Origin of the sequence: Shinella zoogloeoides (genome assembly GCF_033705735.1) — a bacterium.
Taxonomy (GTDB): Bacteria; Pseudomonadota; Alphaproteobacteria; order Rhizobiales; family Rhizobiaceae; genus Shinella; species Shinella zoogloeoides_A.
The window spans coordinates 2,960,354-2,980,984 of record NZ_CP131130.1; the positions used below are offsets into that span (position 1 = coordinate 2,960,354).

Annotated in this window: 21 protein-coding genes; 5 read left to right on the forward strand and 16 right to left on the reverse strand. The window is 66.3% G+C overall.

Annotated features, from left to right (window positions below; all coding sequences use genetic code 11):
* Positions 1 to 870: a carbon-nitrogen hydrolase family protein gene (locus ShzoTeo12_RS14710; RefSeq protein ID WP_318910156.1), complete on the forward strand. Its 870-nt coding sequence runs from the start codon at positions 1 to 3 to the stop codon at positions 868 to 870.
* Positions 867 to 1,295 (forward strand): DUF1178 family protein, encoded by a 429-nt coding sequence (locus tag ShzoTeo12_RS14715; RefSeq protein ID WP_318910157.1) that lies wholly within the window; start codon positions 867 to 869, stop codon positions 1,293 to 1,295. Before ShzoTeo12_RS14710 ends, ShzoTeo12_RS14715 begins: the two co-directional genes overlap by 4 nt.
* A gap of 25 nt (positions 1,296 to 1,320) precedes the next feature.
* Here the strand turns inward: ShzoTeo12_RS14715 and ubiG are convergent, their stop codons facing one another.
* Positions 1,321 to 2,070: a bifunctional 2-polyprenyl-6-hydroxyphenol methylase/3-demethylubiquinol 3-O-methyltransferase UbiG gene (gene ubiG, locus ShzoTeo12_RS14720; RefSeq protein WP_119258972.1), complete on the reverse strand. Its 750-nt coding sequence runs from the start codon at positions 2,068 to 2,070 to the stop codon at positions 1,321 to 1,323.
* Between the two features lie 145 nt (positions 2,071 to 2,215).
* Here ubiG and ShzoTeo12_RS14725 point away from each other — a divergent pair, with 145 nt between their 5' ends.
* Positions 2,216 to 2,965 (forward strand): metallophosphoesterase family protein, encoded by a 750-nt coding sequence (locus ShzoTeo12_RS14725; RefSeq protein WP_318910158.1) that lies wholly within the window; start codon positions 2,216 to 2,218, stop codon positions 2,963 to 2,965.
* Here ShzoTeo12_RS14725 and ShzoTeo12_RS14730 read toward each other — a convergent pair.
* The 9 genes from ShzoTeo12_RS14730 to ShzoTeo12_RS14770 all read right to left on the reverse strand — a co-directional run bounded on the left by ShzoTeo12_RS14730 (position 2,962) and on the right by ShzoTeo12_RS14770 (position 13,917).
* A complete protein-coding gene (locus ShzoTeo12_RS14730; RefSeq protein ID WP_318910159.1) occupies positions 2,962 to 4,389 on the reverse strand; it encodes a mannose-1-phosphate guanylyltransferase/mannose-6-phosphate isomerase in 1,428 nt (475 codons plus the stop codon). The two genes, ShzoTeo12_RS14725 and ShzoTeo12_RS14730, sit on opposite strands and share 4 nt — an antisense overlap.
* A gap of 207 nt (positions 4,390 to 4,596) precedes the next feature.
* Complete coding sequence (locus tag ShzoTeo12_RS14735; RefSeq protein WP_119259045.1) at positions 4,597 to 5,004, reverse strand: F0F1 ATP synthase subunit epsilon; 408 nt, start codon at positions 5,002 to 5,004, stop codon at positions 4,597 to 4,599.
* Between the two features lie 70 nt (positions 5,005 to 5,074).
* Positions 5,075 to 6,667, reverse strand: a complete 1,593-nt coding sequence (gene atpD / locus ShzoTeo12_RS14740; protein ID WP_318910160.1) for a F0F1 ATP synthase subunit beta — start codon at positions 6,665 to 6,667, stop codon at positions 5,075 to 5,077.
* Positions 6,668 to 6,693: 26 nt separating this feature from the next.
* Positions 6,694 to 7,575, reverse strand: coding sequence for a F0F1 ATP synthase subunit gamma (locus ShzoTeo12_RS14745; RefSeq protein WP_318910161.1), 882 nt, complete (start codon positions 7,573 to 7,575; stop codon positions 6,694 to 6,696).
* A 100-nt stretch (positions 7,576 to 7,675) separates the two neighbouring features.
* Complete coding sequence (gene atpA / locus ShzoTeo12_RS14750) at positions 7,676 to 9,205, reverse strand: F0F1 ATP synthase subunit alpha (RefSeq protein ID WP_119258976.1); 1,530 nt, start codon at positions 9,203 to 9,205, stop codon at positions 7,676 to 7,678.
* Positions 9,205 to 9,771: a F0F1 ATP synthase subunit delta gene (locus ShzoTeo12_RS14755; protein ID WP_119258977.1), complete on the reverse strand. Its 567-nt coding sequence runs from the start codon at positions 9,769 to 9,771 to the stop codon at positions 9,205 to 9,207. Before ShzoTeo12_RS14755 ends, atpA begins: the two co-directional genes overlap by 1 nt.
* 262 nt (positions 9,772 to 10,033) lie before the next feature.
* Positions 10,034 to 10,417 carry a DUF4345 domain-containing protein gene (locus ShzoTeo12_RS14760; protein ID WP_119258978.1) on the reverse strand — a complete coding sequence of 128 codons (384 nt, stop codon included), beginning with the start codon at positions 10,415 to 10,417 and terminating at the stop codon, positions 10,034 to 10,036.
* 103 nt (positions 10,418 to 10,520) lie between these two features.
* The gene (locus tag ShzoTeo12_RS14765; RefSeq protein ID WP_318910162.1) at positions 10,521 to 12,725 is read right to left on the reverse strand and encodes a primosomal protein N'; all 2,205 of its coding nucleotides are present in this window, start codon (positions 12,723 to 12,725) and stop codon (positions 10,521 to 10,523) included.
* Between the two features lie 58 nt (positions 12,726 to 12,783).
* Positions 12,784 to 13,917, reverse strand: coding sequence for an AAA family ATPase (locus tag ShzoTeo12_RS14770; RefSeq protein WP_318910163.1), 1,134 nt, complete (start codon positions 13,915 to 13,917; stop codon positions 12,784 to 12,786).
* Positions 13,918 to 14,197: 280 nt separating this feature from the next.
* Here ShzoTeo12_RS14770 and ShzoTeo12_RS14775 point away from each other — a divergent pair, with 280 nt between their 5' ends.
* Both ShzoTeo12_RS14775 and ShzoTeo12_RS14780 read left to right on the forward strand, forming a co-directional pair.
* Positions 14,198 to 15,133 carry a tyrosine recombinase XerC gene (locus ShzoTeo12_RS14775; RefSeq protein ID WP_318910164.1) on the forward strand — a complete coding sequence of 312 codons (936 nt, stop codon included), beginning with the start codon at positions 14,198 to 14,200 and terminating at the stop codon, positions 15,131 to 15,133.
* Positions 15,134 to 15,195: 62 nt separating this feature from the next.
* Positions 15,196 to 16,278, forward strand: coding sequence for a TraB/GumN family protein (locus ShzoTeo12_RS14780; RefSeq protein ID WP_318910165.1), 1,083 nt, complete (start codon positions 15,196 to 15,198; stop codon positions 16,276 to 16,278).
* Here the strand turns inward: ShzoTeo12_RS14780 and ShzoTeo12_RS14785 are convergent.
* From ShzoTeo12_RS14785 to ShzoTeo12_RS14810, 6 genes are all read right to left on the reverse strand, one after another.
* A complete protein-coding gene (locus tag ShzoTeo12_RS14785) occupies positions 16,262 to 16,756 on the reverse strand; it encodes a DUF2867 domain-containing protein (RefSeq protein WP_318910166.1) in 495 nt (164 codons plus the stop codon). The genes ShzoTeo12_RS14780 and ShzoTeo12_RS14785 overlap by 17 nt on opposite strands.
* A gap of 82 nt (positions 16,757 to 16,838) precedes the next feature.
* Positions 16,839 to 18,245: a dihydrolipoyl dehydrogenase gene (gene lpdA / locus ShzoTeo12_RS14790; RefSeq protein WP_318910167.1), complete on the reverse strand. Its 1,407-nt coding sequence runs from the start codon at positions 18,243 to 18,245 to the stop codon at positions 16,839 to 16,841.
* A gap of 23 nt (positions 18,246 to 18,268) precedes the next feature.
* The gene (locus ShzoTeo12_RS14795; RefSeq protein ID WP_318910168.1) at positions 18,269 to 19,021 is read right to left on the reverse strand and encodes an SDR family oxidoreductase; all 753 of its coding nucleotides are present in this window, start codon (positions 19,019 to 19,021) and stop codon (positions 18,269 to 18,271) included.
* Positions 19,018 to 19,503: a hypothetical protein gene (locus tag ShzoTeo12_RS14800; RefSeq protein WP_318910169.1), complete on the reverse strand. Its 486-nt coding sequence runs from the start codon at positions 19,501 to 19,503 to the stop codon at positions 19,018 to 19,020. Before ShzoTeo12_RS14800 ends, ShzoTeo12_RS14795 begins: the two co-directional genes overlap by 4 nt.
* A 3-nt stretch (positions 19,504 to 19,506) precedes the next feature.
* Positions 19,507 to 20,148: a LysE family translocator gene (locus ShzoTeo12_RS14805; protein ID WP_318910170.1), complete on the reverse strand. Its 642-nt coding sequence runs from the start codon at positions 20,146 to 20,148 to the stop codon at positions 19,507 to 19,509.
* 32 nt (positions 20,149 to 20,180) lie between these two features.
* The gene (locus ShzoTeo12_RS14810; RefSeq protein ID WP_318910171.1) at positions 20,181 to 20,606 is read right to left on the reverse strand and encodes an MAPEG family protein; all 426 of its coding nucleotides are present in this window, start codon (positions 20,604 to 20,606) and stop codon (positions 20,181 to 20,183) included.
* Positions 20,607 to 20,631: the final 25 nt, after the last annotated feature.

The window sequence follows — 20,631 nt, forward strand, 5'->3', positions numbered from 1 at the left end:
ATGACCGTCACGATCGCTGCCGTCCAGATGTGCTCCGGGACCGATCCGGTCCGCAACGTGGAGACGATGCGGCGGCTCGTGCGCGAGGCGGCAGCCAAGGGCGCCGCCTATGTCCAGACGCCGGAAATGACCGGCGCCCTGCAAAGAGATCGCGCAGGCCTCAAGGCCATCCTGCGGCAGGAGGAGGACGATCCCGTGGTCGCCGCCGCCGCAGCGCTTGCGGCCGAGCTTGCCATTCATGTCCATGTCGGCTCCACCGCCATCGCGCTTGCCGACGGCAAGGTCGCCAATCGCGGCTTCCTCTTCGGCCCGGACGGCGCGCGCATCTGCACCTACGACAAGATCCACATGTTCGACGTCGACCTCGACAATGGCGAGAGCTGGCGCGAGAGCGCGGTCTATTCGCCGGGCGCGGTCGCGCGCCTTGCCGACCTTCCCTTCGGGCGGCTGGGCTTCGCCATCTGCTACGATGTACGCTTCCCCGAACTCTTCAAGGCCGAGGCGCAGGCCGGCGCGCAGATCATCTCTGTTCCCGCCGCCTTCACCCGCCAGACAGGCGAGGCGCATTGGGAAACGCTGCTGCGCGCCCGCGCCATCGAGAACGGCGTCTATATCGTCGCGGCCGCACAGGCGGGCGTGCACGAGGACGGCCGCGAGACCTTCGGCCATTCGATGATCGTCGATCCCTGGGGCCGCGTGCTCGCCTCTGCCGGCGGTACGGGCGAGGCTGTGGTGCTGGCTGAGGTCGACACCGCCGCCGTGAAGGCCGCCCGCGACAAGATCCCCAACCTGCGCAACGGGCGCAGCTTCAGCCTGGAAGTGACGGGCGAAGAGCCCGGCGCGCCCGCGAAGGGAGGCGTTGCCGCTTGATCCGCTACGAACTCTCCTGCGACAACGGCCACGCCTTCGAAGGCTGGTTCGGCTCGGCGGACGATTTCGACCGCCAGCAGAAGATGGTGCTCGTCTCCTGCCCGACCTGCGGCTCGACCCACGTTTCCAAGCGGCTGATGGCGCCATCCGTCTCGACCGCCCGCAAGAAGCAGCAGCGTCAGGAACTGGCGGTGCAGACCGGCCAGCGCGAGATGATGGCGAAGCTGCGCGAGATCGTCTCGACCATCCGCGCGAATTCCGAGGATGTCGGCGACCGCTTTCCCGAGGAAGCCCGCAAGATCCACTACGGCGAGACCGAGCAGCGCGGCCTGGTCGGCCGGGCGACCGCGGACGAGGTACGCGACCTTCTCGAGGAAGGCGTCGAAGTCGCCCCCCTGCCCGTCCTGCCCGACGACACGAACTGACGCCGCATCGCCCCGAAAGCGAAGATCAGGCGGACGCGCGGCGCGCGACCAGCATGTAGTTCACGTCCATGTCCTTCGAGAGGTTCCACTGGTTGAGCAGCGGATTGAAGAACACGCCCGTACGGTCCGTCACCGTCAGGCCGGATGCCGTGAGCGGCTTTTCGATCTCTTCCGGCCGCACCAGCTTCTCGTATTGATGGGTGCCGCGCGGCAGCCAGCGCAGCACATTCTCCGCCGCGAAGATAGCCAGCGCCGCCGCCTTCAGCGTGCGGTTGATCGTGGCGACGAACATCATGCCGCCGGGCCGCACCATGGAGGCGCAGGTGCCGAGGAAGAAATCGACGTCGGAGACGTGTTCGACCACTTCCATGTTGAGCACGACGTCGAAGGTCTCGCCCGCTTCCGCCAGCGCCTCGGCCGTCACCGCGCGGTAATCGACCGGAACGCCGCTGCCGGCCGCATGGGCCTTGGCAATGCCGATATTCTTTTCCGACGCATCCGCGCCGAGCACATCCGCCCCCATGCGCGCCATCGGCTCGGATAGCAGGCCCCCGCCGCAGCCGATATCGAGGATGCGCAGACCTTCGAGCGGGCGATGGGACCGCGGATCGCGGCCGAACTGGGCGGAGACGAGATCGCGGACATAGGTAAGGCGAACGGGATTGAACTTGTGCAGCGGCCGGAACTTTCCGGTCGGGTCCCACCACTCGGCGGCCATGGCGGAAAAGCGGTCGACTTCCGCCTGGTCGATCGTCGTGCGGGCTGCCTCGCTCATGGCTCGTCTCCTTCGCGTCTTCTCCCCCGTGAAGTCGGCCTCAACGCGGCGGATGTCAAGAGGGCGAAGTGAAGCGCGGGCCGCCCCTGCCCAGCGCCGCAACGGCTCTGGACCGCGCCCCGTCTCGGCGGCTATGACACGCACCATGACCGCATCCGCCTCCTCCTCCCGCCGCCAGCGCCTCACCCTTGCCGCCGACCGGCCGCTCATCTACGCCATCGGCGACGTGCACGGCTGCCATGCCGCGCTGCTGGCGCTGGAGGCGCGCATCCGGGAGGATGCGGCCGGCCATCCGGGCGCCCAGCCGCTGATCGTCTATCTCGGCGATTATGTCGACCGCGGCCCGGCCTCAAGCGCCGTGATCGAGCATCTCGCCGCGGAACGCCATGGCGACGGCATCGAGCGCATCGCGCTCTGCGGCAACCATGACGACACGTTCCTGAAATTCATCGCCGATCCGCCGCGACATCAGCGCTGGCTCGATTTCGGCGGCGATGCGACGCTGCGCTCCTACGGGCTGGAACCGTCCGGCTATCTCGACCGCCCCGGCGGCCTGGAGGCTCTTGGCTCGGACCTTCGGGCACGCATGCCCGCCCGCCATATCGCCTTCCTGCAAGGCCTGCCGATCGCCGCCCGCTGCGGCGACCGCCTCTTCGTGCATGCGGGCATCCTGCCCGGCGTGCCGCTGCGCCAGCAGGAAGACCACGACATGATGTGGATCCGCGAGCCCTTCCTCAGCGACGGACCGGGCCTGCCCGTCACCGTCATCCACGGCCACACGGCCGGTCCCGAGCCGGTCTTCCGCCCGGGCCGCATCTGCATCGACACGACCTGCTACGCCACCGGCCGCCTGACGGCCCTGAAGGTCACGCCCGACGGCGAGACGCTTCTCTAGCCGCGGCCGAACTCGTCCTCGATGCGGATGATATCATCCTCGCCGAGATAGGAGCCGGTCTGGACCTCGATGAGCTCCAGCAGGATCTTGCCCGGATTGGCGAGCCGGTGCATCTCGCCCTGCGGAATATAGACCGACTCGTTCTCGCGCAGCGGGATCGTCCTGTCGCCGATCGTCACCTCGGCGGTGCCGCGCACGACGATCCAGTGCTCCGAGCGGTGATGATGCTTCTGCAGCGACAGCCGCTTGCCGGGCGTCACGAACAGGCGCTTGACCTGGAAGCGCTCGCCGTTCAGCACCGACGTATAGCCGCCCCAGGGGCGGTAGGAGGTCGGATGCGTCTCCGTCAGCTTGGCCGTCTTCGGCAGCGCCGCGAGATGCTTCACCAGCCTGCCGACATTCTGGCTGTCCTCCAGCCGCCCGACATAGACGGCATCCTCGCTGGCGACGACCGCGACATTTTCCAGCCCCTGCACGGCAACATGGATATCGCGAGAGATCACCAGCGAATTGCGCGTGTCGAGAACCGTCGTGCTGCCGTCAGCGACATTGCCCGCTTCGTCCCGCTGGCCGGTCTTCCACACGGAATCCCAACTGCCGAGATCGGACCAGGAAATCGGCGAAGGCACGACGGCGGCAATCGGCGTCTTCTCGAAGATGGCGTAGTCGACGGAAATATCCGGCGCGCGGGCGAAGGCCTCGGCGTCCAGCCGCTCGAAATCGAGGTCGTGCTGCGCCTTGGCGACCGCTTCGCTCGCCGCGTTCAGCACCTCGGGGGCATATTGCTGCAACTCGCGCAGGAAATGGCCGACCGGCAGCATGAACATGCCGGAATTCCACAAATAGCCGCCCGTCGCCAGCATGGCGGCGGCGTTGTCGTGGTCCGGCTTCTCGACGAAGCGGCGCACCGCATGGGCGCCGTTGCCGATTTCCTCGCCGATCTCGATATAGCCGTAGCCGGTCGCCGGCTCCTTGGGCGTGATGCCGAAGGTCACGAGGCGCCCGGTGCGGGCAGCGGCCGCCGCCTTGGCGATGCAGTCGAAATAGGTCGCATCGGCGTCGATCTCATGGTCGGAGGCGAGCACCTGCATGATCGCGTCACTGCCATGGACACGGGCGATCAGCGTCGCGGCGGCGGCAAGCGCGGGCGCTGTGTTGCGTGCCACTGGCTCAAGAAGGATGGAGGTCAGCGCCATGTCGACCGCCCGCGCCTGCTCGGCGACAAGGAAACGGAAATCGCTGTTGGTGACAATGACCGGCGGCTCGTAAAGCGCCTTGTCGGAAACCCGCGCCAGCGACTTCTGGAAGAGCGTCGTTTCCCCGAGGAATTCGAGGAACTGCTTGGGCGCCGAAGCGCGCGACAGGGGCCAGAGGCGGGTGCCTTTTCCGCCGGCCATGATGACGGGTACGATCTTGCTGCTCATCCATTCCATCCTGACATCCAGCCGCCATCGCGGCGACCGCATCTCGCGCCAATCTCCTCTCGTCCCGTAAAGAAACAGGAAATCGCGCTGCGGTTGTCAGAATGAAGGGTGAGCCATTCTCGCGGAAAGGTAAAGGAGTCCTTCCGCCCGAAGCAAGGCAACAAAAAACCCGCCGGAGCGGGTTCGATGTGTTTCATGCGACCGGCATCAGACCGGCATCACGATGCCCTGGAGCGTCGTCAGCTCGGCGAGATAGGTCTCGATGCCGAACTTCTGGTCGTCCGTCTTCACGTGGTCGAGCTCCTTGCGGACAGCCTCGATACGACGCGTGATGTCGTCGTTGTTGAATTCGTCGACATGGACCGCCGATTCGGCGAGCAGCGTGCAGCCGGTCGGAATGATATCGGCGAAACCGCCGAAGACCACGTAGCGGTCCTTCTTGCCGTCGGCCGTCTTCACGGTGACGATGCCCGGCTTGATCGTCGTCATGGTCGGCGCATGGTTGGCCATGACGGTCATCTCGCCCTCGGTCGCCGGGATGACGACTTCGCTGACGCTGCCGGAAACCAGCAGGCGCTCGGGGGAAACGAGTTCAAAGTTGAAACTGTCAGCCATGACCATTCACTTCTTCTGATTTCATACGGCCGGGAAGAGAAGGGCGCCCGGTGCGGGCGCCCGACAATCATCAAGCAGCTTCGGCAGCCAGCTTCTTGGCCTTCTCGATGGCTTCTTCCATGGAGCCGACCATGTAGAAGGCAGCTTCCGGAAGATGGTCGTACTCGCCGTTGACGAGGCCCTTGAAGCCCTTGATCGTGTCTTCGAGAGCGACGAGCTTGCCCGGCGAACCGGTGAAGACTTCGGCGACGAAGAACGGCTGGGACAGGAAGCGCTCGATCTTGCGGGCGCGGGCAACGGCCAGCTTGTCGTCTTCCGACAGTTCGTCCATGCCCAGGATCGCGATGATGTCCTGGAGAGCCTTGTAGCGCTGCAGGGTCGTCTGGACCTTACGGGCGACTTCGTAGTGCTCTTCACCGACAACCATCGGGTCGAGCATGCGCGACGTGGAGTCGAGCGGGTCAACGGCCGGGTAGATGCCCTTTTCGGCGATCGAGCGCGACAGAACGGTCGTGGCGTCGAGGTGGGCGAACGAGGTTGCCGGCGCGGGGTCGGTCAAGTCGTCGGCGGGAACGTAGATGGCCTGAACCGAGGTGATCGAACCCTTGGTCGTGGTGGTGATGCGTTCCTGCATCTGGCCCATGTCCGTGGCGAGCGTCGGCTGATAGCCCACGGCCGACGGGATACGGCCGAGCAGAGCCGACACTTCCGAACCTGCCTGCGTGAAGCGGAAGATGTTGTCGACGAAGAACAGAACGTCCTGACCCTTGTCGCGGAAGTCTTCAGCGATCGTCAGACCCGTCAGGGCGACGCGAGCGCGGGCGCCCGGCGGTTCGTTCATCTGGCCGTAAACGAGGGCGGCCTTGGAGCCTTCGCCGCCGCCGTGCTTGTTCACGCCCGATTCGATCATTTCGTGGTAAAGGTCGTTGCCTTCGCGGGTACGTTCACCCACGCCTGCGAACACCGAGTAACCACCGTGCGCCTTGGCGACGTTGTTGATCAGTTCCATGATGAGAACGGTCTTGCCGACGCCTGCGCCGCCGAAGAGGCCGATCTTGCCGCCCTTTGCGTAGGGAGCGAGAAGGTCGACGACCTTGATGCCGGTGACGAGGATCTGCGCTTCCGTCGACTGCTCGACATAGGCCGGAGCGTCCTGGTGGATGGCGCGCTTGGCCTTGGTGACGAGCGGACCGGCTTCATCGACCGGCTCGCCGATGACGTTCATGATGCGGCCGAGGGTCTCGTCGCCGACCGGAACGGAGATCGGAGCGCCCGTGTCGGTGACCGGCTGGCCGCGAACGAGACCTTCGGTCGAGTCCATGGCGATCGTGCGGACGGTGTTTTCACCGAGATGCTGGGCGACTTCGAGAACGAGGCGGTTGCCGTTGTTGTCAGTTTCCAGCGCGTTCAGGATGAGCGGCAGAGCGCCGTCGAAGGCGACGTCAACGACGGCGCCGATAACCTGGGTAACGCGGCCGGTTGCGCCGGCTGCGACCGGAGCCGAAGCCTTGGTCGCAGCAGCCTTCGCGGCCGGTGCCTTTGCCTTGGCGGCAGTGGCCGAAGCCTTGGTTGCCGCTGCGGCCGGAGCCGCCGCCGTTACCGTCTTGCTCGCAGCCGGCTTCTTCGCCGCTGCGGTGTCCTTCGGGGTAGCTGCCTTAGCCATATCTCTTACCCTCTTTGTCCTGGTCCTTAGAGCGCTTCGGCGCCCGAGATGATTTCGATGAGTTCCTTGGTGATCTGAGCCTGGCGCTGACGGTTGTAGTTGAGCGTCAGCTTGTTGATCATCTCACCAGCATTGCGGGTCGCGTTGTCCATGGCGCTCATCTTGGCGCCCATTTCGCCGGCGACGTTCTCGAGCAGCGCCCGGAAGATCTGCACCGAAATGTTGCGCGGGATGAGGTCGCCGAGGATCGCGCCGGCGTCCGGCTCGTAGTCGTAGATCGCCGTTGCGCCGGTCGTCTCGGCAGCTGCCGCCGGAGCGGAGGCCGGGATGAGCTGGAGCGCGGTCGGGATCTGCGCGATAACCGACTTGAACTCGGAATAGAACAGCGTGCAGACGTCGAATTCGCCCTGCTCGAAGAGACCGATGACCTTGCGGCCGATCTCGTCGGCATTGGTGAAGCCAATGCGCTTGACTTCGCGAAGGTCGACGCGGTCGATGATCAGCGAAGCGAATTCGCGACGCAGGATATCGAAGCCCTTCTTGCCCACGCAGATGATCTTGACCGTCTTGCCGCTCGCCAGAAGCTTGCGGGTATGGTCACGCGCCAGACGCGCGATCTGCGAGTTGAAGCCACCGCACAGGCCGCGTTCGGCCGTGCAGACGACGAGCAGGTGGACATCGTCCTTGCCCGTGCCGGTCATCAGGCGCGGCGCCGAATCGTCCTGGCCGACAGCCTGGGCGATATTGGCGAGAACGGCGCTCATGCGCTGCGAATAGGGCCGGGCGGCCTCGGCCGCTTCCTGGGCACGCCGAAGCTTCGCCGCGGCGACCATTTTCATCGCCTTGGTGATCTTCTGCGTCGCCTTGACGGAGGCGATCCGGTTTTTCAGATCCTTAAGTGAAGGCATCCGTTTTCCGTCCTGTAACACGATCCGGAGGGATCATGCGTCAAATCCAAAGTTCGGGGCGCCTGCGCGCCGGTGAGCGCGCAGGGCTAGAACCGTCAGCTCAGCCGAAGGTCTTGGCGAAGGCGTCGAGAGCAGCCTTGAGCTTGCCCTTCGTGTCGTCGCTGATGGCCTTGTCCGTGCGGATCGTGTCGAGGATAGCCTTGCCCTCGGAACGCATGTAGCCGAGCAGGCCCTGCTCGAACTTGCCGACCTGTGCGACCGGAAGCTTGTCGAGGTAGCCGTTGACGCCGGCGAAGATCACGACGACCTGCTCTTCCGTCTTCAGCGGCGAGAACTGCGGCTGCTTCAGGAGTTCGGTCAGGCGTGCACCGCGGTTGAGCAGGCGCTGCGTCGCGGCGTCGAGGTCCGAGCCGAACTGGGCGAAGGCTGCCATTTCGCGATACTGGGCAAGCTCGCCCTTGATCGAGCCGGCAACCTGCTTCATCGCCTTGATCTGTGCGGACGAGCCCACGCGGGAAACCGACAGACCGACGTTAACGGCCGGGCGGATACCCTGGTAGAACAGGTCCGTTTCAAGGAAGATCTGGCCGTCGGTGATCGAGATCACGTTGGTCGGGATGAACGCCGAAACGTCGTTACCCTGGGTTTCGATGACCGGCAGAGCCGTCAGCGAGCCAGCGCCCATGTCGTCGTTGAGCTTTGCAGCGCGCTCGAGGAGACGCGAATGCAGGTAGAAGACGTCGCCCGGGTAAGCTTCACGGCCCGGCGGGCGGCGCAGCAGCAGCGACATCTGGCGGTAGGAAACGGCCTGCTTGGAAAGGTCGTCATAGCCGATGAGGGCGTGCTTGCCGTTGTCACGGAAGTATTCGCCCATCGCGCAGCCGGCGAACGGTGCGAGATACTGCATCGGCGCCGGGTCGGACGCGGTGGCAGCAACGATGATCGAGTACTGGAGAGCGCCGCGCTCTTCGAGAACCTTCACGAACTGGGCGACGGTCGAACGCTTCTGGCCGATAGCGACGTAGACGCAGTACAGCTTGTCGCCGTCCGGGCCGTTGTCGTGGATGGCCTTCTGGTTCAGGATCGTGTCCAGAATGATGGCGGTCTTGCCGGTCTGGCGGTCGCCGATGACGAGCTCGCGCTGGCCGCGGCCGACCGGGATCAGGGCGTCGATGGCCTTGAGGCCGGTCGACATCGGCTCATGAACCGACTTGCGCGGGATGATGCCCGGAGCCTTGACGTCGACGCGTGCGCGCTGCTTGGCATTGATCGGGCCCTTGCCGTCGATCGGGTTGCCGAGCGCGTCGACGACGCGGCCGAGCAGTTCCGGACCGACCGGCACGTCAACGATAGCGCCCGTACGCTTGACGGTGTCGCCTTCCTTGATGTCACGGTCCGAACCGAAGATAACGACACCGACGTTGTCGCTTTCCAGGTTCAGCGCCATGCCGCGGATGCCGCCGGGGAACTCCACCATTTCACCGGCCTGGACATTGTCGAGGCCGTAAACGCGGGCGATACCGTCACCGACGGAAAGCACCTGGCCGACTTCCGAGACTTCCGCCTCTTTGCCGAAGTTTTTGATCTGATCTTTGAGAATTGCGGAAATTTCCGCGGCGCGGATATCCATCAGCCGACCTCTTTCAGTGCAAGCTTAAGAGTAGAGAGTTTGGTGCGAAGGGACGTGTCGATCTGGCGCGATCCCACCTTGACGATCAGACCACCGAGAATGGACGGATCCACGGTGACGGCAACCGCCACGTCTTTGCCGGTGACGCCTTTCAGCGCCGCCTTCAATTCGTTTTCCTGCGCTGCGGTCAGCGCATGGGCCGAGGTGACGTCGGCCGTGATTTCGCCGCGGGCGCGGGCCGCGATGACGCGGTACGCCTTGATCATGCCGGGAACGGCGAAAAGGCGACGATTGGACGCAACCACCTTGAGGAAGTTTGCCACGAGACCCGTAATGCCGGCCTTGGCGGCGACGGCGGCAATGGCCTTGGTCTGATCTTCGGCGGAGAAGACAGGGCTGGCGATCAGCCGCTTCAGGTCGTCGCTTTCGTCGATCAACGCCTGGAAACGGGCGAGATCGGCACCGACACTGTCAGCCGAACCGGCTTCCTGAGCGAGGTCGAAAAGCGAAGACGCGTATCTTTCTGCAACACCGGAAACAAGCTGGGATGTGTCTGCCACGGGCACAAGCTTCTCTTCTTATCATCCAGAGCGCTGGGCAGTAGCGAAGCTACGGTCCTAACCATCTGAAATCGTTGCGGTAATCTTCAGTTCCCACAGGCTCGGGCGCCCGCTTTTTCTGAATTTCGCGGTTCGTCTAGCATACGAAACCGGGACTCGCAACACGCCGGACGCAGGAATGCGCCATAAGTCGGCCACAGTCGGGGCAAAAGTTGACTGCGCGTGGTCTATTTACACGCCGGCTGGCCTTCGCGGCCCGGTTTTCCGGTCAGATGAAGCCGAAGGCATAGCCGAGCGGCAGGGCAGCGAGCACCGCCTGCACGAGGAGCGCGAGAAGGTTCTTCAGCGAGAAGGAACGGTCCGACATCAGGGAGAGGATGCGACCGAAGGCGGCCAGCGCGAAACCGCCACCGATGGCCATGTAGATCCAGCTCTGCGCCATCATCAGCGCCACGATTGCAAGCCCCGCATGAAAGCCGCCGGCCGAACGGGCGAAGGCATAAGCCTCGCGGCTGCCCTCCTTCGGCTGGAGCCCGGCGAACTTGAGCGCCATGCCGGGCGCGAAGAGCACGAAGAGGCCGAAAAGCCCCGTGACGATGGCCGCCAGAAACGCCAGGAGCTCGCCGGTCTCGGTGGGGATGTAGAATTCCATCTGGCGTCTCTCCCGTCGGTTGCTGCGGCCTTCTATCGCACAGGCGCCCGGCGCGCAGAAGCGCACGGGGCCAATTCGCACAACTCTTTGTTAACCTTGCGCCTCACAGGAAGCTCTGCGGGTCGATATCGAGCTGGACCTGGAGCGAGGCGCGCTCCTTGGGCCCGTTCGCCAGCATGGCGCGCAGGAAGGTCTGCATGTCGCTGCCCCGCCGGCCATGGACGAGCAGGCGGAACCGATGGCGGCCCCGCACCAGCGCCAGCGGCGCCTCCGCCGGGCCGAGGATCGAGATGCCGTCGACATGCGGCGCGGCCTGCCGCAGCCCTCGCGCATGCGCTTCCGCCTCGCCGCGGCTGTCGGCCGAGACGATGACCGAGGCGAGCCGCCCAAAGGGCGGCAGCAGCGCCTTTTCCCGCTCGCCGATCTCGCGGTCGTAGAAGGCCTGTGCATCGCCCGAAACGATCGCCTGCATGACGGGATGGGCCGGCTGGTAGGTCTGGATGAGGCCGTGGCTCTTGAGGCCCGAACGCCCGGCGCGACCCGTCACCTGCGAAAGAAGCTGGAACGTCCGCTCCGCCGCGCGCGGATCGCCGTTAGAAAGGCCGAGATCGGCATCCACCACCCCGACCAGCGACATCATCGGGAAATTGTGCCCCTTGGCGACGAGCTGCGTGCCGATGACGATATCCGCCTCGCCCCGCGCGATGGCCTCCAGCTCCAGCCTGAGGCGCTTGACGCCCATGAGGTCGGAGGAGAGCACGATGGTCCGCGCCTCCGGAAAATGCCGCTCCACCTCCTCCGCGATGCGCTCCACCCCCGGCCCGCAGGCCGCCAGATGATCGAAGGTGCCGCATTCCGGGCAGGCCTCGGGCGTGCGCTCGGCATAGCCGCAATGGTGGCACTGGATCTGCCCACGGAACCGGTGCTCGACCAGCCAGCTCGAACATTGCGGGCACTGGAAGCGATGGCCGCAGACCCGGCAGAGCGTCAGCGGCGCATAGCCGCGCCGGTTGAGGAAGAGCAGCGCCTGCTCCTCCTTCTCGATGGTGCGGGCGATGCCGCGCAGGAGGACCGGCGAGAGGAAGCCGCCGCGCGCCGGCGGATGGCGGCGCATGTCGATGAGGTGCAGGTCCGGCAGCGCCGCGTCGCCGTAGCGCGTCGGCAGGTGTAGCTTGCGATAGCGCCCGACCTCGCTGTTGACCCGGCTTTCCACCGAGGGCGTCGCCGAGACGAGCACGGCCGGGAAATCGCCGATGCGCGCCCGCACCACCGCCATGTCGCGGGCATTGTAGAAGACGCGGTCTTCCTGCTTGTAGGCCGGATCGTGCTCCTCGTCGACGATGACGAGGCCGAGATTCTCGAAAGGCAGGAACAGCGCCGAGCGCGCGCCGGCCACCACCCGCACGTCGCCCGTCGTCACCTGTCGCCAGACCTTTTCGCGGATGCGCGGGGCGAGATCGGAATGCCACTCCGCCGGCTTGGCCCCGAAGCGGTCGTGGAAGCGTTCGAGGAAGCTCGCCGTCAGCGCGATTTCCGGCAGCAGGATCAGCACCTGCCGGCCCTGCCGCAGCGTCTCGGCGATCGCCTCGAAATAGACCTCCGTCTTGCCCGAGCCGGTGATGCCGTCGATCAGCGAGACGGAAAAGCCGCCCTTGCGCACGCTCTCGACCAGATCGGCCGCGCTCTCCGTCTGCGGCCCTTCGAGCCGCGGCGCGACATAATCGGGATCGGGCGCGGCCACCACCGGCGGCGGCGGCAGGAAGACGGTCTCGAAACTGCCCTGCTTCACCAGCCCGTCGATGACGCTCGTCGAGGTGCCGGAGGCATGGGCAAGGCCCGACCGGGTCCACGGGATGCCGTCCTCGACCATTTCCAATACGCGCTCGCGCGCGCTCGTCAGACGCTCCGGCCGATGGCCGGTGAAGCGCAGGCCCTCGATCATCGGCTCCGGATCGAAGGCCGCCGGCGCGCGCAGCGCCATGCGGGCGACGAGGCCCGGCGGCGTCACCGTATAGGCAGAGACCCAGTCGAGGAAATCGCGCATCTCCCTGGAAAGCGGCGGGCAGTCGAAGACCTTCTCGATGGGCCGCAGCTTCTTCGGATCGACCCTGCCGTCATCCCCGCCATCCCAGACGACGCCGGCGACGAGGCGCGGGCCGAGCGGCACCTGCACGATGGACCCCGGCTCCACCGCCATGCCCTCCGGCACCGTATAGGAATAGGCGACGGCCGTCGGCACCGGCACCAGGACGGGCACGGTGCGTGGAAAAAGCCTTTCCCCGAAGAGGTTGGTCGAATCGCTGCTCATTTCCCGCGAAGATGCCCCCGCCGGTGCGCAAAGAGAACCGCAAAGATCGCCGCGTCGCTCATTCGTCCTCGTCCATTTCGCCGGTAAGCCGCATGCCGTCGATCCAGGTAGCCCCGTCGTTGCGCACGACGCGCTTCGCCCGCACCCCGCAACGGCTCTCCACCTCCTGCGCCAGCCGCTCGGAATGAGTAACGATCCAGATCTGGCTCGTCTCCGCCGCCCGCGCGATCATGCCGGCAAGCGGCGGCAGCATGTCGGGATGAAGGCTCGCCTCCGGCTCGTTGAGCGCGATCAGCGGCGGCGTGCGGTAGGAGAGCAGCGCGGCGGCGAGCGAAAGGAAGCGGATCTGCCCGTCGGAGAGTTCGCGCGGCTGGAAGACGCGCTGCGGAAACTGGGGGAAGACCAGCCCGAAGGATGCGAATTCCTCCGGCTCCGGCACGGAAAGCTTCGCCCCGCCGAAGGCCTCCGCGACGGCACGGTCGAGATCGACCGTATCCTCCCGCGTCCACACGAGCGTCGCGAAGACCGCCGCCATGTTGGCGCCGTCCTCGTCGAGCAGCGGCGCGGTGACGGCAAGGCAGGGCTGGCGCAGCGCCGAGCTGCGATCCGAGCGGAAGCCGTGGAAGAAGCGCCATTGCGACACCGCGCGGCGGAAGGTGCCGATCTCGGGATAGTGCCCGGCATCGCCGAGAAGGGCGATCGCCGTCTCCGAGGTCAGCGCCTGCTCGGGATGCTCGACCATGCGCCCGGTCTCGTCCCGGACCATGATCCCCGGCCCCGCGCGCTTCATCACCGTCACCGGCCGGCGGCCGGTTTCGATGGAAAGCTCCTCGGCCTTCACCTGCGGCTCGAAGGCGAAACCCGCCGACGCCTTCGGCGGTCGCAGCCCCGCCTCGACGCGGTAGCGGAAGGTGATTGCCCTGTCCTCGTCGAGCAGTTCCGTCTCCAGCCGGATGCGCACCGGCTCGTTCGCCCGCCGCCTGCCCGTCCACAGCGCCGAGGCCATGCCGCCCTCCGCCGCGATCTCATGGGCGAAGGTGCCGCGCACCGCGGCCTGCACCAGTTGCAGCGAGCGGTAGAGGTTCGACTTGCCGGCCCCGCTCTCGCCGACGAACAGGTTCACCCGCCCAAGATCCATGCGGATCGAGCGGAGCGACCGGTAGTTTTCGGCGGACATGGAACGAAGCAGCATGCGCTTACCCGGATGCGGAAGAAAGCTCTCTCTATACGAGCCACCATGTCTAGAGGAAGGCGACGGTGCTTGCCCAGCCCCGGGGCGGAACGTTAGCAATTCCTTAGCCATGCATCGCCCATCCTGTCCCGAACGCCAGAAGGCTATCGCGCGTGTAAGGAAGGCGTCTCTCCATCCCCCTCATCCGACCCGTCGGGCCACCTTCTCCCCGAGGGGAGAAGGAAAGGGCGCAAACCTCGAATTCCCTATGCGATAGCCTTGCAAATGCCGGAGGCAGGACATGACCGAACTTCTCATCATCGCCGATCCGGCGCTCATGGCCGAGCGGCAGGGCTGGCTTGCGGCGCTTGCCGGCGAGCGCCGGCTTTCCGACAACACGCTGGAGGCCTATGAGCGAGACACGCGCCAATTCCTCGCCTTCCTCACCGAACATATCGCCGCCCCTGCCAGCCTCAAGGACATCGAGGCCCTGCGCCCGGCGGACCTGCGCGGCTTCCTCGCCGCCCGCCGCCGCGACGGCGCCGGCGCGCGCACGCTCGGCCGCGGCCTTGCGGGCCTGCGCTCCTTCCTGCGCCATCTCGAGCGCAAGGGCCTTGCCAATGCCGCGGGCGCCACCGCGGTGCGCTCGCCCAGGCAGCCGAAATCCCTGCCCAAGCCGCTGTCGGACCGGCAGGCCATCGCCGTCGTCGACGCCCATGAGCAACTGGCCGAGGAGCCCTGGATCCGCGTGCGCAATGCGGCGGTCCTCGCCCTCCTCTACGGCTGCGGCCTGCGCATCTCCGAGGCGCTGTCGCTGACGCCCGCCGATTTTGCCGGCAGCCCCGCATCGCTGCGCATCACCGGCAAGGGCGGCAAGACGCGCATCGTGCCGCTGATTACGCCGGCCCGCACGGGCGTCGAGGACTATGTCGAGCTCTGCCCCTACCCGCTCGGCGAAGACAGGCCGCTCTTCCGCGGCGCGCGCGGCGGCCCCTTGCAGCCCGCCATCATCCAGCGCGAGATGCAGAAGCTGCGCGGCGCGCTCGGCCTGCCGGACAGCGCGACGCCCCATGCGCTGCGCCATTCCTTCGCCACCCATCTACTCGCCGGCGGCGGGGATCTGCGCACCATCCAGGAACTGCTCGGCCATGCCAGCCTTTCCACCACACAGGTCTATACCGGCGTCGATTCGGCGCGCCTGCTCGAAATCTACGACCGGGCCCATCCCCGCGCCTGATCCGTTAAGGGATTGTGAGGAAGGCGAAGGCTAGGGTCCGGCGAAATTCGGAGCGTTCGACCATGACAGTCCTTCTTCACAAAACCCGACTGGCGCTCGCCGACCGGGCCGCCGATGCGGGCCTCTGGCTGCTCGCCGCCATCAACGTCCTCCTCGCCCTGTCCTTCCTCCTCGTGCTGGCGACCCTTTCCCCGGCGCATGCGCAGGAGCCGCCGGCCTGCGGCGGCGAGAACCTGCTGGTCCAGTACGAGAAGGACGACCCCGCCGGCTACGCGAAGCTGCGCGCCGAGGCCGACGCGCTGCCCAACGGCAGGGGCATCTTCTGGAAGATCGAGAAGGACGGCCGCCCCGCCTCCTGGCTGCTCGGCACCATGCATGTGACGGATCCGCGCGTGCTCGCCATGCCGGAGGCCGCCCGCACCGCCTATGCCGCCGCTTCGACGGTCATCGTCGAATCGGATGAGATCGCCGACGAGAAGAAGGCCGGCGCGACGATCATGGCCCGCCCGGACCTCACCATGTTCGCGGACGGCAAGTCCATTACCGACTTCATCGACAAGGCCGAAGCGGAAAGGCTGGCGGAGGGCCTGAAGAGCCGCGGCCTGTCGCTTGCCGCCGTCAGCCGCATGAAGCCGTGGATGATCGCCAGCTTCGTCGCGCTGCCGGCCTGCGAGATCGCCCGCAAGACGGCCGGCGCCGCCTTCCTCGATCAGCGCCTCGCCAAGGATGCGCTTGCCGAAGGCAAGACGCTGAAGGGCCTCGAAACGCTCATCGAGCAGATTTCCGCCCTCGATTCCCTGCCGGTCGAGCCACAGATCCAGGGCCTCGTGCAGACGGTGGAGCTCGGCGACAAGCTGACAGACGTCATCGAGACGATGAGCCAGCTCTATCTTGCCGGCGACACCGGCATGATCATGCCGATGATGCGCGCCGCCGCGCCCGAGACGACCGAGGATGCGAAGGCCTATGCGGATTTCGAGCAGCGCATCATCGTCGACCGCAACCATGTCATGGCGACACGCGCAGCGCCGATCCTTGCGCAAGGCAATGTCTTCATGGCCGTCGGCGCGCTGCATCTGGCAGGCCCGGAAGGCGTCGTCGAACTGCTGCGCAAGGAAGGTTTTTCGGTCACCGCGGTGAAGTGAGGACCCGATCGCCGATGCCCGACAGCATCCTGCGCACGATCAGCTTGTGGAACGGCATGACCGCCGCGAGATAGAGCCGGCCGATCAGGTTGTTGCGATGGACCAGCGTCATCACGGAGAGGGTCTGGCCGCTCGGCCGGTCCTGCAACACGTCGATGACGATGCGGAAATCGAGATGCCGGTCGTCGAAGCCGAGAACGACCCGGCCGTCGCTGGCGCTCACCACCGGGAAGCCGCCGATCTCCGTCTCCGACGTCGCCACCCTTTCCGCCGCCCCCTTGAGACCGAAGGGCGCGACCAGCGCGTTGCGCAGCACCATGAGCCTGCGCACCCAGCCCGGCGGATGCTCCAGCGCCAGCCGCGCCGCCTCCCGCGCCGTCAGCCCCTCGACCGCAAGGCCGAGCGTGAAGCGATCCGCCCAGTCGGCGGCGGGAAGAATGGGATGGGGCAGCGAGACGGGTCTCGACACGGGCGACATGCAGGCCTCCTTGAGTGCCTGCATGCTGCGCCTGTTCGACCGGGCAGGACAGGCGGCCGGTTGTCGCAGCCGCCTGTCGCCATCACATATGGATCGGCTTGGCGAAGGTCGCGAGCGCGGCTTCCTTGACGGCTTCCGACATGGTCGGGTGCGCGTGGCAGGTGCGGCCGAGGTCTTCCGAGGAGCCGCCGAATTCCATCAGCACGGCCGCCTCGTGAATCATCTCGCCGGCGCCGAAGCCGACGATGTGGACGCCGAGCACGCGGTCCGTCTCCTTGTCGGCCAGCACCTTCACGAAGCCGTCCGTCGCCAGCATGGCGCGGGCGCGGCCGTTGGCGGTGAAGGGGAACTTGCCGACCTTGTAGGCGACGCCCGCAGCCTTCAGCTCCTCCTCCGTCTTGCCGACGGAGGCGACTTCCGGCTGGGTGTAGACGACGCCGGGGATGACGTCGTAGTTCACGTGACCGGCCTGGCCGGCAAGGATTTCGGCGACGGCAACGCCCTCGTCCTCGGCCTTGTGGGCGAGCATCGGGCCGCGCACCACGTCGCCGATGGCATAGATGCCGGGGACGTTGGTCTGGAAGTGCTTGTCGATCTCGACACGGCCGCGGCTGTCGAGCGTGACGCCGGCTTCCGCAAGGCCGAGGCCTTCGGTGTAGGGCTTGCGGCCCGTCGCGATCAACACGACGTCGGCGTCGATGGTGGTGGCGTCGCCCCCCTTGACGGGCTCGAAGGTCACCTTGGCACCGGAGCCGGACTTCGTAACGCCCGTCACCTTGGCGCCGAGCTTGAAGTCCATGCCCTGCTTGGCGAGCATGCGCTGGAACTGCTTGGAGACTTCACCGTCCATGCCGCCGAGGATGGCGTCGAGATATTCGACGACCGTGACCTTGGCACCGAGGCGGGCCCAGACGGAGCCGAGCTCGAGGCCGATGACGCCGCCGCCGACGACCACCAGATGGCCCGGCACCTTGTCGAGCGCGATGCCGCCCGTCGAGGAGACGATGACCTTTTCGTCGATTTCGACCGGAACGCCCGGAATGCCGGCGACGTCGGAACCCGTGGCGATCACGATGTTCTTCGTTTCGAGAACCTGCTCCTCGCCCTTGTCGCTGGTGACGGAAACCTTGCCCGCGCCCAGTACCTTGCCGGTGCCCTGGATGCCGTCGATCTTGTTCTTCTTGAAGAGGAAGGCGACGCCGTCGACATTCGACTTCACCGTCGCATCCTTGTGCGCCATCATCTTCGACAGGTTCAGCGTGGGCTTCACGCCCTCGATGCCGAGCGCGTCCATGCCGTGGGCGGCATGGCTGTAGGTCTCGGAAGCGTGCAGCAGCGCCTTGGAGGGGATGCAGCCGACATTGAGGCAGGTGCCGCCATAGGTCGCGCGCTTCTCGACGACCGCGACCTTCAGGCCGAGCTGGGCCGCCTTGATGGCTGAGACATAGCCGCCGGGGCCGGAACCGATAACGATGAGATCATATGCCATGGCAAGTCCTTCCTGCGCGGGGCCTAACGGCCGCCGCTGACGTTGAGGGCGGCACCCGTCACATAGGATGCCGCGTCGGAGAGAAGATAGAGAATGGAATGGGCGACTTCGTCGGCCGTGCCCGGCCGCTGCATCGGGATCAGCGAGGCCATGTCGCGCGCCCGGTCCGGCAGGCCGCCGGACGCGTGGATCTCGGTGTCGATGATGCCGGGACGCACGAGATTGACGCGGACACCCTCCGCCGCGACCTCGCGGGCAAGGCCGATGGTGAAGCTCTCGATGGCGCCCTTGCTGGCGGCATAGTCGACATATTGCCCGGCCGCGCCGAGCTGCGCCGCCACGGACGACAGATTGACGATGGACCCGCCCCGCCCGCCATGGCGCGTCGACATGCGGCGCACCGCTTCCTGCGCGCAGCGGATCGAACCCATGACATTGACGGCGAACATGCGCTCCAGCCGCTCGGCGGACATTTCGTCGACGCGCTGCGGCGTGGCGACGATGCCGGCATTGTTCACGAGGCCATCCAGCCGGCCGAAGGTGCCGTCTATGGTGGAGAAGATGTTGGCAAGGCCGAGCTCGCTGCCGACGTCGCCCTGAACGGGGAGAGCCGAACCGCCGGCATCGCGAATCTCCGCCACCACCGCCTCGGCGGCCGCGATATTGGAAACGTAGTTCACCGCGACCTGCCAGCCGGCCGCGCCTGCCATGCGGCAGACGCTGGCACCGATGCCGCGGCTGCCGCCGGTGACGAGAAGAACGGGTGCCTCGCTCATGCCTTGCATCCCTTCCGCTTGAAGACGTCCCACGGCACGGCGCTCGCCTTACCCTCGTCCCAGAGCTTCGAATAGCGCAGCGAGGCGCCGAAGCCGGAAAGAAGCAGGGTTTCGGCCGCCGGCCTGCCCTCTTCCGGCAGGAGCGCGGCATCGCCACCGTCAAGGGCGTAGATCAAGCCTTCCCAGACGGTGCAGGCGGCGATCTCCTCGCCGGTGGAATCGCCCTCGGGGCAATCGTGCATGACCATGCCGTTCGAGCGCGCCGGGTCGCCCGGCATGACGATGCCGTCGAGCACCGTATTGCTGGCCAGCACCTTCAGCTTGAAGTGATGGGTCGTCACCGCGGCGTCGGAGCCGACGGGCTCGAAAGCCAGCTCATAGCCCCCGTCACGATCGGCATAGACCGCATGCTCCTGCCGGCACTCCGCCGCGGAGGCGGCGGTCGCGGCGAGCAATCCGGCAAGGACGAGGGCGGCGCGCATTCGTCAGTGGGCCTTTTCCATGGCGAGCTTGATGCCGAGCGCGATGAAGACGAGGCCACTCGTGCGGTCGATCCACTGGCTCATGCGCGAGAAAGCGGCCTGCATCTTCGGTGTCGTCATGAACAGCGAGACGCCGACGAACCAGGCGATAAGGCAGGTCGCCATGACGAGGCCGTAGCCGAACTTGACGGCGATCGGCGTATGGGCGCCGACGACCGTCGAGAAGATCGACAGGAAGAAGAAGACGGCCTTGGGATTGAGCGCATTGGCAAGGAAGCCGAGGCCGAAGGCGCGCAGCGCCGTCTGCCGGCCCCTGTCCTCCTCACCGCCCATCGCCTCGACGGAAAGATCGGCCTTGCCGGCGCGCAGCGCCTTGATGCCGATATAGACGAGATAGGCGACGCCGCACCACTTCACGATGTTGAAGAGGTAGATCGACTGCGAGATGATGAGGCCGAGCCCGAGGATCGTATAGGTGACATGCAGCATCAGCGCCGCGCCGATGCCGAAGGACGTGACGATCGCCGCGCGCCGTCCCTGCACGATCGACTGGCGCATGACCATGGCAAGGTCCGCGCCGGGAGAGACGATGGCAAAGGCGAAGATCGCCATCAGGGAAGCGAGTTCGAAGAGATAGGGATGCATCGCATCTGCTCCGTTTCAGGCGCAAGCCGCCGTCAAGAGACCAGCGCCGCGAACATCGCGGCAAGGCCAAGCATCGAGCCGACCCATGCCAGCGAGCGGACATAGGGCACGCCAGCCAGATAGAGCGGAATGTAGACGATACGGCAGGCAAACCACAACCAGGCGCCGCCGATGCCCCAGCCGGAGGCATCGCCCTTCAGCGCGAGGGCTAGCGCCAGCGCGATGAAGGCCGGATAGGTCTCGCGGAAATTGCCGGATGCCCGCGCGGCGCGGCCGGCGATCTTGCCGGAAGGCTTGAAGTCCACGTCGCGCGGCCCGGGGTTCCACGAAGCGCCCACCGTCCTTGCGGCTTCCGCACTCATCGTGAAGGCCTGCAGCATGACATGGACGGCGAGGAGAACGGCGCTCCAGCCGACCATCGGCAGGAAAGGCGATGCGGAAAGGGAGGACACGTCCATGGCGATTGCGCTTCCTGGCTTCTGG

What these genes read in the sequence shown, in the direction of transcription:
- ShzoTeo12_RS14710 (WP_318910156.1), top strand. Translation starts at nt 1, where the DNA reads ATGACCGTCACGATCGCTGCCGTCCAGATGTGCTCCGGGACCGATCCG.
- ubiG (WP_119258972.1), bottom strand. Translation starts at nt 2,070, where the DNA reads ATGAGCGAGGCAGCCCGCACGACGATCGACCAGGCGGAAGTCGACCGC.
- ShzoTeo12_RS14725 (WP_318910158.1), top strand. Translation starts at nt 2,216, where the DNA reads ATGACCGCATCCGCCTCCTCCTCCCGCCGCCAGCGCCTCACCCTTGCC.
- ShzoTeo12_RS14730 (WP_318910159.1), bottom strand. Translation starts at nt 4,389, where the DNA reads ATGAGCAGCAAGATCGTACCCGTCATCATGGCCGGCGGAAAAGGCACC.
- ShzoTeo12_RS14735 (WP_119259045.1), bottom strand. Translation starts at nt 5,004, where the DNA reads ATGGCTGACAGTTTCAACTTTGAACTCGTTTCCCCCGAGCGCCTGCTG.
- atpD (WP_318910160.1), bottom strand. Translation starts at nt 6,667, where the DNA reads ATGGCTAAGGCAGCTACCCCGAAGGACACCGCAGCGGCGAAGAAGCCG.
- ShzoTeo12_RS14745 (WP_318910161.1), bottom strand. Translation starts at nt 7,575, where the DNA reads ATGCCTTCACTTAAGGATCTGAAAAACCGGATCGCCTCCGTCAAGGCG.
- atpA (WP_119258976.1), bottom strand. Translation starts at nt 9,205, where the DNA reads ATGGATATCCGCGCCGCGGAAATTTCCGCAATTCTCAAAGATCAGATC.
- ShzoTeo12_RS14760 (WP_119258978.1), bottom strand. Translation starts at nt 10,417, where the DNA reads ATGGAATTCTACATCCCCACCGAGACCGGCGAGCTCCTGGCGTTTCTG.
- ShzoTeo12_RS14765 (WP_318910162.1), bottom strand. Translation starts at nt 12,725, where the DNA reads ATGAGCAGCGATTCGACCAACCTCTTCGGGGAAAGGCTTTTTCCACGC.
- ShzoTeo12_RS14770 (WP_318910163.1), bottom strand. Translation starts at nt 13,917, where the DNA reads ATGCTGCTTCGTTCCATGTCCGCCGAAAACTACCGGTCGCTCCGCTCG.
- ShzoTeo12_RS14775 (WP_318910164.1), top strand. Translation starts at nt 14,198, where the DNA reads ATGACCGAACTTCTCATCATCGCCGATCCGGCGCTCATGGCCGAGCGG.
- ShzoTeo12_RS14780 (WP_318910165.1), top strand. Translation starts at nt 15,196, where the DNA reads ATGACAGTCCTTCTTCACAAAACCCGACTGGCGCTCGCCGACCGGGCC.
- ShzoTeo12_RS14785 (WP_318910166.1), bottom strand. Translation starts at nt 16,756, where the DNA reads ATGTCGCCCGTGTCGAGACCCGTCTCGCTGCCCCATCCCATTCTTCCC.
- lpdA (WP_318910167.1), bottom strand. Translation starts at nt 18,245, where the DNA reads ATGGCATATGATCTCATCGTTATCGGTTCCGGCCCCGGCGGCTATGTC.
- ShzoTeo12_RS14795 (WP_318910168.1), bottom strand. Translation starts at nt 19,021, where the DNA reads ATGAGCGAGGCACCCGTTCTTCTCGTCACCGGCGGCAGCCGCGGCATC.
- ShzoTeo12_RS14800 (WP_318910169.1), bottom strand. Translation starts at nt 19,503, where the DNA reads ATGCGCGCCGCCCTCGTCCTTGCCGGATTGCTCGCCGCGACCGCCGCC.
- ShzoTeo12_RS14805 (WP_318910170.1), bottom strand. Translation starts at nt 20,148, where the DNA reads ATGCATCCCTATCTCTTCGAACTCGCTTCCCTGATGGCGATCTTCGCC.
- ShzoTeo12_RS14810 (WP_318910171.1), bottom strand. Translation starts at nt 20,606, where the DNA reads ATGGACGTGTCCTCCCTTTCCGCATCGCCTTTCCTGCCGATGGTCGGC.